6 protein-coding genes and 2 pseudogenes are annotated in these 15,766 nt (G+C 68.1%); 5 read left to right on the forward strand and 3 right to left on the reverse strand.

The window, feature by feature from the left end:
• Positions 1-53: 53 nt before the first annotated feature.
• Complete coding sequence (locus ACZ4SV_RS00590; protein ID WP_468000376.1) at positions 54-776, forward strand: XRE family transcriptional regulator; 723 nt, start codon at positions 54-56, stop codon at positions 774-776.
• Positions 777-833: 57 nt separating this feature from the next.
• On the opposite strand, the gene ACZ4SV_RS00595 is transcribed toward ACZ4SV_RS00590, so the two are convergent.
• Positions 834-1,052, reverse strand: a complete 219-nt coding sequence (locus ACZ4SV_RS00595) for a hypothetical protein (RefSeq protein ID WP_468000378.1) — start codon at positions 1,050-1,052, stop codon at positions 834-836.
• On the opposite strand from ACZ4SV_RS00595, the pseudogene ACZ4SV_RS00600 reads away from it, so the two are divergent.
• The 3 genes and pseudogenes from ACZ4SV_RS00600 to ACZ4SV_RS00610 all read left to right on the forward strand — a co-directional run bounded on the left by ACZ4SV_RS00600 (position 987) and on the right by ACZ4SV_RS00610 (position 3,822).
• Positions 987-2,352: pseudogene (locus ACZ4SV_RS00600) on the forward strand (replication initiator). The gene ACZ4SV_RS00595 and the pseudogene ACZ4SV_RS00600 overlap by 66 nt on opposite strands.
• Positions 2,352-2,579 carry a helix-turn-helix domain-containing protein gene (locus ACZ4SV_RS00605; RefSeq protein WP_468000380.1) on the forward strand — a complete coding sequence of 76 codons (228 nt, stop codon included), beginning with the start codon at positions 2,352-2,354 and terminating at the stop codon, positions 2,577-2,579. Before ACZ4SV_RS00600 ends, ACZ4SV_RS00605 begins: the two are co-directional and overlap by 1 nt.
• Positions 2,579-3,822: pseudogene (locus ACZ4SV_RS00610) on the forward strand (site-specific integrase). Before ACZ4SV_RS00605 ends, ACZ4SV_RS00610 begins: the two are co-directional and overlap by 1 nt.
• Positions 3,823-3,932: 110 nt before the next feature.
• Here ACZ4SV_RS00610 and ACZ4SV_RS00615 read toward each other — a convergent pair.
• Positions 3,933-4,292 (reverse strand): hypothetical protein, encoded by a 360-nt coding sequence (locus ACZ4SV_RS00615; protein ID WP_468000382.1) that lies wholly within the window; start codon positions 4,290-4,292, stop codon positions 3,933-3,935.
• A gap of 44 nt (positions 4,293-4,336) precedes the next feature.
• Positions 4,337-11,437 carry a polymorphic toxin-type HINT domain-containing protein gene (locus ACZ4SV_RS00620; RefSeq protein ID WP_468001274.1) on the reverse strand — a complete coding sequence of 2,367 codons (7,101 nt, stop codon included), beginning with the start codon at positions 11,435-11,437 and terminating at the stop codon, positions 4,337-4,339.
• Between the two features lie 529 nt (positions 11,438-11,966).
• On the opposite strand from ACZ4SV_RS00620, the gene ACZ4SV_RS00625 reads away from it, so the two are divergent.
• The gene (locus ACZ4SV_RS00625) at positions 11,967-15,434 is read left to right on the forward strand and encodes a DNRLRE domain-containing protein (protein ID WP_468000384.1); all 3,468 of its coding nucleotides are present in this window, start codon (positions 11,967-11,969) and stop codon (positions 15,432-15,434) included.
• Positions 15,435-15,766 lie beyond the last annotated feature (332 nt).

Raw genomic sequence — 15,766 nt, forward strand, 5'->3', positions numbered from 1 at the left:
CTCGGCGGAACCGACCGTGGTCAGCGGCCCGGAGCGCCCCTACGGTGTGCGGAGTGCGCCCTCCCTCAGCCCAGCCCGGCCCGCCGGCTCCCCCGTTCGACGCCCCGGCCGCCCGCAGACTCCGTGCCGCGCTCGGCATGGGGCCCGAGCACGTCGCCTACGGGATGCGTGCCGCGTACGGGCTGCCGTACGTCACCGCCGGTCACGTGATCGCCTGGGAGCGCGGCACCGCCGTGCCCAGCGGACCCGAACTCACCGCGCTAGCAGCCGTGTTGTGGTGTTCGCCGGGCGAACTGATCGGCCGGCCGCGGACACTGCGCGAGCACCGCGTCGCCCGCTCCGCGGCCCCGGAGGACATCGCCCACGCCGTCGGCATGGACCTGCGCGCCTATCTGCGGGCGGAGGAGAGCGGGCAGTGGCGGGGCACCGAGCGGCAGTCGGCGGCGCTCGCCCGCGTCCTGGACCTCGCCCCGCGCGACTTCACCACCGCCACCGGCCGCGCGGCACAGCTCGCCGAACTGCTGCGCGGCGCGGTGACGACCCGCTGGCAGGCGTACGTACGGCCGGTGACCCGGCTCGTACCCCTGGACCAGGACCGGGTGGAACGGGCCCTGCGGGAGCTGCACCAGGACTACCAGGGACGCATGGCCGCCACCCTCGGCTGGGGCGGCGGCAGCCGGAACGCGAGCGAGCCCGGCCGGCGCTTCCTGGCCGGGATCACCACCGCCTTCTGGACGGCAGTCGAGGACACGACCACCGGACGGAGCGCCGAGTAGGGCCTGATGAGAACCAGGCCGGACCGGAGAGGAAGGCTTGGGACCGTGTCTACATGGTCAGTCGGCCGTTGCGCTGGGCATGGGGAGTGGATGGTGGGGATGGATCGTTCCGGACGGCTTGCGGGAGCCGGCAAGGCCGTTGCCGCCGCCGGCTCGGGTGCGTCCACGGGGCGGCGGGATCGCGAACATCGCTAGGGGGAACTCCTCGGCCTGCGCACCCAGCAGCAGATCGAACACCTCGGCGGCTGCACCGAACCCGTCCGCCTGACCGGCCACACCACCACCGTCGACACCACAACGGGCGAGGTACTGCGCTCCTACACCTCCTCGGACGAGCCCACGGGCAGCCTGCTCACCGCGTGCGGCAACCGCCGCGCCTCCCGCTGCCCGGCCTGCTCCCGCCTCTACGCCGCCGACACCTACCACCTCATCCGCGCCGGCCTGTCCGGCGGCAAGAACGTCCCCGACACCGTCCGCACCCACCCCCGCATCTTCGCCACCCTCACCGCCCCCTCCCTCGGCCCCGTCCACAACTGCCCCACCACTCCCAGCGGCGACGTCCGGGCCTCCCGCTGCGGCACCCGTCATGAACCCACGGACCCGCTGCTCGGTACGCCGCTCAATCCGGCGACGTACGACTACGCGGGCGCGGTCCTGTTCAACGCCCACGCCGGAGCCTTGTGGGCCCGCTTCACCACCTACCTGCGCCGCGAGATCGCCGTCCGCCTCGGCCTGACGCAGAAGGCCGCCCGCACGGTTCTGCGGGTTTCCTTCGCCAAGGTCGCCGAGTACCAGAAGCGCGGCCTGGTCCACTTCCACTCCCTCATCCGGCTCGACGGCCCCGACGGCAACACCCAGCCCCCGCCCACGTACGCCACCGTCGCCGTGCTCACCGACGCCGTACGCGCCGCCGCCGTGCGAGCCGGCATCACGGTCGAGTCGGATTCGGTCGGGGACCGCGAATTCACCTGGGGTGAACAGCTCGACGTACGCGAGATCACCGCCTTCGGCACCGACGCCGAACTCACCGACCAGGCCGTGGCCGCCTACGTGGCGAAGTACGCCACCACGTCCGCCGATGCCTCCGGCACCCTCGACCGCGCCCTGTTCTGCCGCCCCTGCCAGGGCCGCGGCGCCACCCTCCTGCCCCACGGAACCCCGCTCCCCTGCACCGCGTGCGACGGAACCGGACAGGCTCGGCCCCTGCCCCGCCTCGCGGTCGCCGGGCATGTGCGGCAGATGATCCGCACCTGCTGGGAGCTGGGCAGGCTGCCGGAGTTCGCCGGCCTCAAGCTGTGGAAGTGGGCGCACATGCTCGGCTTCGCGGCCACTTCTCCACCAAGTCCCGCTCCCACTCGACCACACTCGGCGCGCTGCGCGCCGCCCGCCGCGCCTGGCGCACCGAACAGGCCCGCACCCACGCCGGCCTGCCCGAGCGCGACCCGCACACCACCCTCGTCGTCGGGCACTGGCATACCTCGGCACCGGCTACAGCCCCGGCGCCGCACTCCTCGCCGCCGCCGTCTGGCACCGCAGAGAAGTCGCACGGCGGTTCATCGCGGAAGGGGGCTGCTGATGACCGCACATGATCCGGTCCCGCCCCGCCAGCCGGTGAGCACGCCGGAGGAACTGCTGACAGCGCCACAGGTCATGGCCCACCTCCAGCTCGGCCGCTCAGCCGTCTACGACCTGCTCCGCACCCACCAGCTCACCTCGATCACCCTCGGCCGTGCCCGCCGCATCCCCACCCACGCCCTCACCGACTTCATCCGCACCCGCCCCGACCAGGAAGCCGCCGCCTGATGACCAAGCCCCGAGACACCCGCCTCCCGCCGTGTACGCGCCAACGGCGACGGCACCGTCTACCAACGCAAGGACAGCCGCTGGGAAGCCGCCGGATACGTCCTCGCCCCCGGCAACACCCGCAGGCGGGTCCGCGTCTACGGCGGCTCTCGCAAGGAGGCGCTGACCAAGCTGACCGAGAAGATCGCCGCCAGCAACCGCGGCGTACCCATCATCGCCGCCCAGGGCAGCCTCGCGGCGTACCTGACGTACTGGCTGGCGAACGTCGCCGTCCACCAGCTCCGCGAGACCACCCACACCCGCTACACCGCCGTCGTCGAGCAGTACCTCATCCCCGGCCTCGGCCGGAAAAAGCTCGCCAAGCTCACTGCCAAGGACATCCGCACCTGGCTCAACGAGCTGCGAACCGTCTGCCAGTGCTGCGCACGCGACATCGCCGCGGGACGCGACCCCAACGCCCAGGCAAGTCGCCGCCCGCGCTGCTGCGCCATCGGCAAGTACTGCCGGAAGCAGCTCTCGCCGCTGACGCTCGCGTACATTCACTCCGTGCTCAAGTCCCCCCTAGAGCACGCCGTGCGCGAGGAAGAGATCCCACGCAACGTCGCCCGCAATGTCCGCACCGGCACACCCCGCCCTCGCCGCGTCAACCCCCTCACCGCCGACGAGGCCCGCCAGCTCCTCGCCGCTGCCCAGGGGCACCAGCTCGCCGCGCTCTTCGAGCTCGCTCTGCGCACCGGCCTCCGCAAGGGCGAACTCCTCGGCCTGCGCTGGGAAGACCTCGACGGCGGCACGGCCAGCATCCGCCAGACCCTCCAGCGCACCACCAGCCGGGGCCTGGCCACCCTGCCGACCAAGACCATCAGCTCCGAGCGACGCATCGCCGTGCCGGCCTCCTGCGTCACCTCGCTTCGCGCACACCGCGAGAGGCAGTCCGGGGAGCGAGACCGAGCGGGCTCGGAGTAGCAGGGCGGCACGCACGTCTTCACGCGGCCGAACGGGCACCCGATCGAGCCCGCCACCCTCACCCGGCACTTCAACGCCCTGCTCCGCGACGCCCACCTGCGGCCGATCCGGTTTCACGACCTCCGCCATTCGACGGCCACCCTTGTACGCCCACGTTCGACTGCGTCTTCAGCGCGAAGCCATCGATCTCCTTGGCCGCGCCCTCCGTGACCCCGCCGATGTCGTCAGCCGACCTGATGAAGGCGACGAACCGCCGCTGTGTCCCGCACCCGTCCGCTGACGTTGCCGTCAACTACTGCCGTCAAGCCCCCCCCCAGAAGCCCCGCTAGTAGACACCTGGCGGGGCTTCTGAATTCCCTCAACAAGATTCCTGGCTGCCGTCACGAACCATCAGGAAGGTATATTTCGCTCATTCTGGAAAGCGGCCACAGCCCCCGCCTCACCTTCGACCAACCTTTCATAAAAGAATGGATCATTCGCCCACTCCTTGAAGGTGATCAGTGAAGCTCCAGTGCGATCCGGTGACGCGTCATTAGAGATGTAGTTCACGACCCAATGAGCTGGTATTGATCCATCCGATACCTGAAACAAAGGACTCGGATACCAGACCGGATACGGGAGATCATGCTCGTCGAGCAGGTAGTACCAGAAGGCGTCCTTGACCACAGTAATCGCGTAGACGACATATTCCTTCCCCATAGCAAGCGGGAAAGAAACATCCCTGGTCAACCCCCACTTGGAGTCAAGCATGGACAGAGGGATTCGCTCTCCGGAGTTACCGATTACCCGCACCTTCATCTTACGTTCGGCTCCATCTGGGGATAGTCGAGCTTGAACTTATACTCGACGTTCATCCCATTGTCGAGATTTCTGAACCAGTGAACGGTTCGGATGGCTTTTCCGTTGGCGTCATCCAAGGTGGACTGCATCTTTACCCACTCGCCCGGACCGTAGTTTGCCTCAAGCCTCGGAGTGTCGCCAAGATTTCTCATGATCACGGTTCCCGCGCCGGGAGCCTTCGCTCCCTGCATAGCGAGATGATCGTAGTAATCATGCGGAATCTTATCGGGGATCGGACCCTTACATGCCGCGCCTCCAGAATTATGAACCAGGACCGGCGTACCGCCCGCCAGCACATAGTACGTGTGGAGGTCGTCGACCGTCAGGTTGTACGTGCGCGCGTGCCGGGTGAAGGGGCGGTTGCCGGTGACGATGACCGTGTCGCCCGTTTCGGTGCGCAGGGTCATGCCTGGGGTGAGTTCACCTGCTGGGACCCAGTCGCGCCGGGAGGGGGACCAGAAGGGGTGCTCGTGGGTGGCGGTGAGCTTTTCGATGCCGTCCTTCGTGGCGATGGACAGCTCGTCGAAATACTTGTCTCCGTCGGTCCGGATCAGTCGGGTGACCTTGCGGGGGGCCGTTTCACCGGTCTTGGGATCGGTCGCCAGGACCTTGTCGCCGAGCTTGACGTCTTCGATGTCCTTGGTGGAGCCGTTGGCCATGAGGACATCGGTGCCGGCCAGGAAACACTTGCAGCCGGGCAGCTTGCGTACGTCGGCGGCTTCATCCGCGTACTTGCCGTACTTCAGCAGCTTGAGAGCCTTGCCCCAGGGCAAGTCCAGGGCCAGCGGGCCACAGTTACCCAAACTGAAGTCGTCATTGCACTTGCCCAGTTGATCCGTATCGAAGACGAAGAAATTGAAAAGGTCCTTGGCCTGCTGCTTGCGACGGTTTCCGCCGAGCGGGGCGATGCCGTGGTAAGTGCCGTAGTCACCGACGGTGGCGTAGGACTTCCTTTTACGGCGCCCGTCGGTATGCGTGTACGAATACAGTCTCGAGCCGTCGGTGCGGGACGTCTCCGTATAACTGACGGTGTGCTGGGTCCAGCGACCCTCGTCATCGTGAGTGAACCACTCCTTTGTATTGTTCGGGCACGTACCCATATCGCACACTCCCACCGGGCGCAGGCCGTCGGGGTCGGACGTGGAGATGGGGCTGTTGCGGGCGTAGGAGTAGCCGTTGCTCTGCAGCGGGTCGGTGATGTCGATGACCGGGTCGGCGGACAGGAACCGGCCGGCGTTCTGGTCGTATTCCCGGGCCCCGATGTGGGTCAGTCCGGTGGCCGCGTCGTCGATGCCGGTGCCGAGGTAGCTGCGCTTGTTGGGCCAGGCAGCCGGCTTGGTGCCGCGGACTTCGCCGTAGGGCTTGAAGGCGCGGCGGGTGACGGCTTGGCCGGAGGCCACGTCGACCGAGGTGTTGGCGGTGCCGAGGTGGTCGGCGAGCAGGACGCTGAGTTTGTGGCCGGTGCCGGCACCGTTGGCTGTAGTGCGCACGACGGTGGGTGCGCCGGCCTGGGCGTAGGAGCGCGTGGCGCGGGTGATGGCTCCGCTCGCGTCCGTGGTCAGTTCCGTCTCGCCCAGGTAGAGGGTCGAGCCTGCGGCTGAGTTCTCCAGGAGGCGGTTGCCGTCGGCGTCGTAGACGTATGTCGTCTTCTTGCCGGTGTCGGTGATCGATTCCAGCTTGTTCTCGGGCGACCAGACCAGGTCCTGGGTGGTGTTGTAAAGGTCCCGGGCTTCGGTGTTGCCGGTCGCGTCGTAGGTGTAGGTGCTGCCCTTGCCGGAGGGCGTGGAGGTGATCGACGTGGCTGTGTGGGGCTGTGTCCTGCCGTCGGTGCCCGTCTTGCCGTAGCCGTAGGTGTAGGTGAGGTTCTTCGTTGCGTCGGCTGTGTCGTGGTCGGTCAGGGTGGCGCGGTTGCCGAGCCAGTCGAAGGTGAACGACTGGCGGTAGGCCGTCGCGCCGGTGGAGACGGTGGCGGTGTCCGGTGCTGCGGCGGCGAGGGTGGAGGTCAGCGCGGTGTCGGGGGCGGTGGTGTCGGTGGCCTGGTCGGGAGCGTCCGCGACCGGGCCCGAGGAGGCGGCGTAGTCGGCACGGGGGCCCCACGTGGTGCCGTTGGCTGCCTTGCAGCCGGTGCCGTTGCCGGCCGGTGTGACCTTCGACGTCCAGGCGTGCGCCAGCTCGCCCAGCACGTCGTAGGTGAAGCACTGGGTGTCCCAGGTCTCGCCCGTCGTGTCGGCCAGCTCTCGGGCTTGGGAGGTGATGGTGCCGGAGGCGTCGTAGGAGTAGTAGCCGTCGGTGATCCGGTGTGGGCCGGCGGTCTCGCGGTCGGTGACTGTGCGCTGGAGCCGTCCGGTGTGGGGGTCGACGAAGTTCGTCGTCCACACGCGGTAGGGCTGGGTGGCGGAGACGGTGCGCAGTACCTCGCCGTAGGGCGAGTAGGTGGTGTCGGAGGTGTACCAGGTCAGTCCGGAGGTCGACTCGGGAAGTCCGTCGGTGTTGTAGCGGGTGACGACCTTTTCGCTCGCCAGTCCGCCCTTGGCGGGCAGGGTGACGGACAGTGGATTGCCCGTTGGTGTGTAGGTGTAGGTGTAGGCGTACGTGCCCGACAGTCCTGTGGTCAGGGAGTTCGCCGGGATGACGGTCTCGGTGCCGGTGACGTGGTACTCGGAGTCGTATCCGGTGACGCGGTTGACGTAGTCGCCGTCGGAGGTGTGCCGGACGGAGGCGGTCGGTTTGCCGATGCCGCCGGGCAGGTCGTCGTAGGTGTACTCGCGGACGGGGGTCGCGGTCGCGGATCCCTGTCGCACGTAGCGGGGGCGGCCGAGCGGGTCGTACTCGGTGAAGACCTCCTGCTTGCGGGCGTTGCGGACGCGGTTGGGGCGGTCGGCGTCGTCGTACCAGGTGTCCGTGGTGCCGGTGTCCGGGTCGGTGGCGGAGGTGACGCGGCCGCGGGCGTCGAAGACGTAGGACCAGACGTTGCCGGCGGGGTCGGTGACCTTGCTGCGGTTGCCGCGTGCGTCGTACTCGTAGCTGGTGCTGCGGCCGGCGGTCGAGCCTTCCTTGGTGTAGTGCTTGATCGAGGTCACCCGGCCGAGGGCGTCGAAAAAGGTCTGGGTCCGCGGGGTGGTGGAGCCCGCCGGGTCCACGAGCGTGCTGCCGTCCCTGTAGGTGGTGGACGTCGCGTATGTGTACTTGGCGCCGTGGTAGGTGGCGGCGCGGACCTCGCGTTCCAGTCCGTCGTAGCGGTGCTTGACGGAGCTGGGTATCAGCGTCTTCGATCTGGGGGCGAACAGTTCGGTGGCCGGTTCGCCCTTGGCGAGATAGCCGCTGGTCTGTTCGTCGACGAGGCCGTGGTCGTCGTAGAAGGTGTCGGCGATGATCCGGCCCGGGCCGTGGGCTTCGCTCTGCTGTTGCACCTGGCGCTGCAGGCCGTCGTAGAGGGTGATCTGACGGGCGTAGGTGCCGTCGTCCTTGAGTGTCTGCACGGTGACCGCGGCCGGGCGGTTCTCATCGGGGGTTGCCACCGCCATCTGGTAGGAGATCTGCACGGTCGCAGATGCGCCGACGATGGACGAACGGGAGGGGGACCAGCCCTTCACCAGGCGGCCCAGTGCGTCGTACTCGTCACGGGTGACGCGGCCGTTGGGGTCGGTGACGGTCAGGGCGAGTCCGCGTCCGGGGTCGTAGGTCGTGGTGGTGGTGTGTCCCTTGGCGTTGATGGACTTGACCGTGGTGACCGGGCCGCCCACGTCGCCGGGGGTGTATTGGGTTTCGGTCGTGCCGGTGCCGGGGGCGGTGACCGTGCGCACCCGGCCGAGCGGGTCGTACGTCGTCTTGACGACGAAGGAGTACGCGGTGCCGGCACCGTCGGTCTCGGCCTCGGAGGTCACCAGGCCCTTGGTCGGTGCGGTGCCGTAGGCGAGGTCGTCATAGGTGTTGCGGACAGCTGACGTCAGCTCGGTGGCGGGGTCGGCTGTGGCCTGGGTGGCGCAGCCGGTTCCGGTGACCCGCTGTTCCTTGGGCAGGCCGATGAGCCAGACCGAGGTGTTGTGTACGTACGTGGTGGTGGTGCACGTCTGGTCGGAGAGCGACTCGCCGTCGCCGTCGGGCTTGACGACGGCGGTCTCCTGCTGGAGCGGCAGGCCGTAGGTGTCGTCGGACGTGGTCAGGGTGCGCACCGTGCGCCAGCTCTCGCCGACGGTCTGCTTGACGTCTGTTCGCCTGACGCCGACACGGTGGGCGAGTAGCGGATCACCTTCGGTGCCGTCTTCGTTCTCGCGGGCGCGGGATGCGGTTTGTGTGGATTCGGGGAAGGTGAGGGCCTGCTGTTCGGGTGTCTTGTCGTTCGAGTCGACGTAGACGAGGTTTTCGGCGGTCATGCCCGCGTACTGCGGTGCGTCGTCGGTGAGCAGGGTGATGGTGTTGGTGGAGTCCTTCACCGCGCCGCCGGTGCCTTGGAAGTACCGGGTGACGGTGTACGACTGCGGGTTGACCTCGCCGGCGTCGGATGTGGTCTTGCTGCCCTTACGGACTGCTACCTGCCGGTAGCCCTTCCAGTCGCTGTAGGTGCGCAAGGACGGGCGGGTGAACTCGTCGTCGCTCTTTGCCCAGGCCGGGCCGGAGTAGGTGTAGGTGGTCTTTACGGGCTTTCCGTGCGAGGTGACCTTGTCGGTCTCGGTGACGGAGGCGACGACGTACTTGTTGAACCAGGATTTCTTCGGAGTGCGTTCGTCACCGTCGGGTGACCAGCGGACCGGGTAGCAGGTGCTGTTGGCCTTGCCCTTGTCTTCGGCGGGCTCGCTGGGGCAGCCGCCGGTGTACTCGATCTCGATGTCCCCGCCGTACTCGGTGGAGACGGTGCCGATGCGCGGGCGGGTGAAGCCGGGGCGTTGGTCGCTCTTGCCGGTCAGGACCAGATTGGGCAGCTGGCGGTCTTTCAGACGGGCTTTCAGAGGTGAGTTCGCGCCGACGGTGTACTTGGAGAAGCTGACGCCGTCCTTTGACTGGAGGGTGCCGGTGGCGTCGCCGGGTGCGTATCCGGTGCGGGTGAGGGAGTTGAGCCACAGCCCGGGTGCGGTGTCGTACCAGTCCTCGGGGAAGGACTGGTGCAGCGTGTACTTGTCGACCGGGCCGAGGCCGCTCTGACCCGCGCGGGCGGCTTTGGTGGTGACCGTGTCCAGGCGCAGCTGGGTCCAGAAGGAGGGGAACGCCGGGCACAGTTTGGAGGTGGATTTGCAGTTGAGGTTGCCGGGGGTGTCCCACCAGGGGCGGTAGGCGCCGGGGTCGTCGGTCTTGGCGAAGTTGGCCGGGTCGCAGGCCGTGCCGGACTTCAGGCAGCGCTGTTCGACGCCGAACTCGACCTTTGCCGAAGGCTTGGTCAGGTCGCTGCGCATGCCGTACTCGATGACCGTCGGGTAGGCGTACCGGTCGTACTGCTCGGGCGACTTGAACTTCTTGCGGACGGCGTAGTAGTTGGTCTCCTGCTTCCAGGAGACCACCATGGTGTTGCCGTGCACGTCGACGACCTTGTCGAGGCCCCAGCGCCATGCCTGCTGCTTACCGGTGCCGCAGCGGGAGTCGGCGAAGTCGGTGGCGTGGCAGGGTTCCTTGGGGTGGTTGCCGAAGACGGGGACCGTGGAGACGGAGTCGGTGTCGGCGTGGCCGCCGCCGACCTGGTCCAGGCCGTAGTAGTACCTGGTGCCGTCCCGGGTGGTGACGATCCAGTACTCACCGTTGTTGTCGTCGTTGCTGCCGCCGACCCTGTGCTCGATCCGGGTGCCGTCGTCCTGCTGCGGGCGGTAGGTCTCGGTGTCGGTCTCGGGGTTGCTGTCGGCGCCGGCGGCGCGGACCAGCTCGGTGGTGCGGCCGTTGAGCGACATCACCGCGTTGTACGACACCCAGCACAGGTCGGACGTCTTGTCCTTCTTGGCCGTGTTGTTGGGGGCGCCGGCGTCGAGGGTCTTGCGGTCGTCCTTGCAGCTGCGGTACCGGCGCTCGATGTATCCCGGGTCGTAGGTCCAGCCCTCACCGATCCAGGAGGCCTGGGGGGAGGAGACTGCGGTACGGCCGTCCACGGTCTGGGAGCTGTACTCGAAGGAGACCTTGGGGGCGGGACCGGCGGGCGGTGAGGGGATGTTGAGGGGGTAGGACCAGGTGAAGGCGCCTGAGGATCCGGCCACCTCCCACTTGCCGTCGGAGGGGAGCGGGGTCGCGGTGAAGGAACCGCCGTTTCCGGCGCCGGAGTCGATCGCACCGACGACCGCGGTGTCACCGCCGGCGGCGGCCGGCGTCACGGGAGCGGAGGAGCGGTAGGCGGCCTCGATGACCCCGTGGGTGTGGTCCGGCCGGTCTGCCGTGGACGCAGGGGTCACGGTGCCGTCGGCAGCGGGGTCGACGGTGGCGGTGAGGGACTTGGAGACTGTGTCGTTGCTGGTCTCCAGCTCCTCGTAGGTCTGGCATGCCTCGTCGTCGGGGGTGGTGAGGTAGCACTCGGGGAACTGCACAAAGCGCAGCCGGGAGGCCCAGTCCGCGCCGTAGAGGCTCTGGAATGTGGAGTAGTTGAGTTTTACGGAGACGGGTACCGCTCCGCTGGCCGGGGCCTGCACCTTGAGCACGGTTCCGTCGATGCCCTGGCCGACCGCGGAGGCGCGGTCCGGGATGGTGACCTGCCAGGTCCCGGTGGGCGCCGGCTGGTCGGGGGCCTGGCCGAGGCTGACCGGCAGGGTGCCGGCCTGGCTCATGTCGGCCGGCTCAGCCGAGGCGGTGGAGCGCAGCGAGGCCGGTGTGGTGGCGGCCGCGCCGAAGTTGACCGGTGCGGTCAGGTTGGACGGGGCCGTCGTGGTACCGGCCGAGGCCTGGAGCTGGTCTTCGGGTATCTCACCCCGCAGGCTCTCCAGGTCTCGGGAGAACGCCTTGCCCGGGACGGGCTCTTGGCTCTCCAGGTGCTCCAGTTCGACCGTCTCTCGCCCGGGGACGTCCTGGCCCGGGCTGGGGTCGGGTGGCAGCGCCTGCGACTGGGTGGGCAGAAGTCCCACCAGCAGGGCGGCTGCCACGGTCGGCAGCGCCGCACGGGTGAGGCGGCGACGGGCATGCGAACGGCGGCCGAACACGACGGGGTCCCCCCGGACCACTCCAAGGCGGGCCGGTTACGGACCACGCACGGCGACATACAGACAGCGTGAATTGTGTGCCTAGCCTGTGAAGAAACGCCAGGTCACATGCATGCATGTGAAAACGATCACGGCGCGTAACGGGAGATCGCTCTATGAAGTCAGTGCAATCAGGCCCAACCGCATGCGAGATGCACTTACCTGATTCTTGACGGCTTCTCACCGAAAACTCACACCGACAGGCGCAAAGCCACCGGCTACATGTCCGGGTTTGGGGTTTTCGCACCGTCGGGAACCAAGACGTCCCACCGCGTCAGCCGCTCCCAGCCGTCCATTGCCCCGGCATACCGCCGACCGCACACGCCGTACACACAAGATGACGACAGCACCTCCATGGGTCATCATCAGCTGCCCGGCGGGGGCGAGTTCTGTCCCGCTCGTCGGCTCAGAGGGGAATCTCCAAGGGGAAGGAACTCGCCCGATGACGCGCACCTGGCGTCGAAGGCCCGGCCGTCGGGTCACTGCCGCACTGCTCGCGAGCACGGTCGCCGCGACCGGCATCGTCTACGCCGGACTAGCACTCGACCACTCGTCCGGCCCGTCCGGTCAGCACCAGCACGCCCAGCCGGTCACCGAATCCGCAGCACTCGCCCAGGCCGCCAGGACCAAACGAGACGTAGAGGTCACCGCTGCTCGCACCGCCCACTCCACGACCTGGGCACGCCCCGACGGCCTGATGACGAAGCGGCTGTACTCCTCTCCGATTCGCGCCCAGGTGAACGGCACCTGGCGGCCCATCGACCCCACCCTGCGGCGCACCGAAGCGGGCTGGGAGCCGAAAGCCACCAACACCCGGATGGTGTTCTCAGCCGGCTCCGGCAAGCGCAAGGAGAGCGGGCGGGCCTCCAGAGCCCAGGTACGGCATGCCTCACTGCAGACGGCGACCGCCGACACCGGCACCCCGCTGGCCACCCTGTATGTCGGCGGCGGCAACGACCCGATCCAGCTGACCTGGCCGGACGCGATTCCCACGCCCATCGTCGACGGCAACCGCATCCTGTACCCGGAGATCTTTCCCGGCGGTGATCTGGTGCTGACCGCCGACGACGACGGCTTCGGGCAGGTCCTCGTACTGAAGAACCGTCAGGCCGCGGCCGATCCGCACGTACAGCAGCTCGCCTACGGCCTGCACTCGCCCTCCCTGGCCTTCCGGCTCGACCCCGCCTCGGGCATGGTCAGCGCCGAGGACGGCCAAGGCGACGAGGTCGCGGTTTCGCCGACCCCCCTGATGTGGGACAGCAGTGGCCAGCCCGCCGTCACGGACGGCACGGTCGGTGCCAGTGCCCAGCCCACCGCACCGGAAACGCCCGATCCGTCCGGCTCCGTGAGCGAAGCCCCCTCGGACACCGCGAGCCCCACCGAGGACTCGGTCGAGTCCGACGAGCAGGGCGACACGGATGTCGAGATACTCCCGTCCGCCAGTGACGACCCCGAGACGACGGTGTCGGAATCCCCGCTGCCGACAGCGCCCGCCGAGCCGGTGCCGGGCCCTTCCCAGACCGGTTCTTCGGCGAGTCTGAGCCTGCCCTTGCTGGACGGACCGTCCCCCGACTCGCACGGCGATCTCGTCGACGCCGACCTCGGCAGCGGCCAATGGACGCTCACCCCGTCCCGGGACTTCCTCGACGACCCGGCCACCTCCTACCCGGTCTTCATCGACCCGTCCGTCAAGAAGCACGTCCAGAACTGGACCACGGCCTACAACCGGCATCCCAACGCCACGTTCTACAACGGCAAGGGCTTCAACAAAGGCGGCACGCACGAGGCCCGGGTCGGCTTCGAGTCCGACACCTGGGGCACTTCACGGTCATACTTCAACGTCGCCTTCGACAGCGACCTCAAAGGTACGAAGATCACCCGCGCGAGCCTGCGGATGCTCGAGACGTATTCCTGGTCGTGCCAGGACCGTTCGATGAGCGTCCACCTCACCGGTGAGATCGACGCCCACACCAACTGGAAAAACGCCCCGAAGCTGCACGACGGCAACAAGCTGGCCACCAAGGCCTTCGCGCACGGCTTCAAATCCGGCTGCCGGGACGCCTACGAGACCTTCGATGTGACGAAGGGCGCGCAGAAGGCCGCCGACAAGGGCCAGGACACGATCACCTTCGGCATGCGCGCCCGGGACGAGGACTCCCAGTACGCATGGAAGAAATTCCAGGCCGACGGTGACTACCCGCCGGTCCTCGAACTCGTCTACAACCGCAGGCCCAGCATCGTCTCCAACTCCCTCGACCTCGGACCCGACGGCAAGTGCACCACCACCAAGCCGTACGTCCGCATGGGCTCCGGTGACCTGACTTTCACCGCGAAGGCCACCGACAAGGACAACAACCTCGACTACTTCGACTTCGACCTGTGGGAGACCGCCCAATGGGACACCACCGGTGACCGGCTGAAGTCGACCGGCAGGGTCCCCGTGGGCAATGACACCGGCACCGCTCTGGGGATCACGTCGCGGTTCTCCACCAGCGGTCTGAAGAACGGGGCCACCTACTCCTGGCGGGTGCAGGCCAAGGACGACGCCGGCTCCACGTCCGGCTGGTACCCGAAGACGCCCTGCAGGTTCGTCCTCGACACCACCGCCCCCCGTCCGCCCAAGGTCAGCTCCACCGATTACCCGGACGCCGACGGCAGTGACAACGGCTTCGGCAACGACGCCGAGGACGCCAACTGGTCCGTGAAAAAGTTCGGCACACCCGGCTCGTTCACCGTCCGCGCCCTGAACTCCGACGTCGTGCGGTACGAGTACGCGTTCAACTCGACCAGCTACACCGGCAGCCTGGGGCGCGCCAACGGCACATCCACCAGCGTCAGCAGCGTCATCACGAATGCCAAACCACCGACCGCCGGGCCGAACGTGCTGTACGTCCGAGCCGTCGACAGCGCAGGCAACGCATCGGAGCCGACGAAGTACCTCTTCTACGTCACCCCGCGGGACCAAGCTGACAAACCCGGTGACTTCACCGGCGACGGGCTGCCCGACCTGATGACCATCACCGACGCCGGCAACCTCGCGCTGTATCCCTCGCAAGCCGACAAGGACCTGGCCAAGGGCACGGGCGACCTGGACTACTCCATGCCGGGCGCCTACCGCGACAACTCCGAGAAGGACCCCAACGGTGACGGCCTTCCCCCGTACGTGGCCGCCTCGAGCGGTCACTTCAAGGGCGCCCTGATCACCCACAACGGCGACATCTACGGCGGCGACGGCCTACAAGACCTCGTCGTACGCGTCGGCGGCAAACTCTGGGTCTATCCCGGTGACGGCTACGGAGCCGTCAACACCGACCGACGCAGGGAAATCCTGCTGCCCTCCGGATCACCGGATCCGGGCACCTTCACCCAGATCGTGGCCACGGGCGACATCACCGGCGACGGACGCACCGACTTCCTCGCCACCGTCCGCAGAAGCGACGGCACCGACGACGAACTGTGGGCCTTCACCGGCTATCACGGCGCCACCGTCGACCAGGTCGTACGACTGTCCCCATCGGCCTGGAAAGACCGGGACATCGTCATGGCCATGGACATCTCCGGTGACAAGGTGGCCGACCTCGTCTACCGCATCAACACCTCAGGCAGGCTGGTGCTGCGCAAGGGCATCGCCGCCTCCGGTGGCGGTGTGGACCTCGATTCCCTGGCAGCAGCAGCCAATTCCGCCGGAGGCGAGGACATCTACTGGACCGGCGGCGGCTGGACCATCGACGCCATACCCCACATCATGGGCACCCCGGACGCCAACGGAGACGGCATCCCCGACGTATGGACCGTCCGCTCCGACGGCAGCGTCCGCTTCTACGCCGGCGGCCGCGACGCCATGACCGGCGCGGGAACCGAAATCATCAGCCCCTCCCCCTGGTGGAAAACCCGCATCGCCATCGGATGAGCACCCCCGCACAACCTAGGGCCCCGTTTGCCGGGTCGGACCGGGAAACGGGGCCCTAGGTCGTGGCCGCAAATGGGTCGGCCCGGCGCACCCAGCGGACCGGACGCGGTACCGGCCAGGTCGGCGATGCTGCGGGGGGCGCGTCGGGCGAGACTGTGACGCCGCGGGCCGGGGCGCCCACAGGGGCGCCCCGCAGCCACTCAGCCGATGCGGCAGACGTAGCCGAGGTGACCTGGACCGGGTCCGGGGCCAGTCGCGTCGGCGAGAACAGTACGCAGCGATGGGGCGCCGACGCCTGCGGTGAGGCGCCGCCCAAAAGCGCCGCGCCTCAC

It is taken from the genome of Streptomyces sp. NPDC027672 (assembly GCF_055566335.1).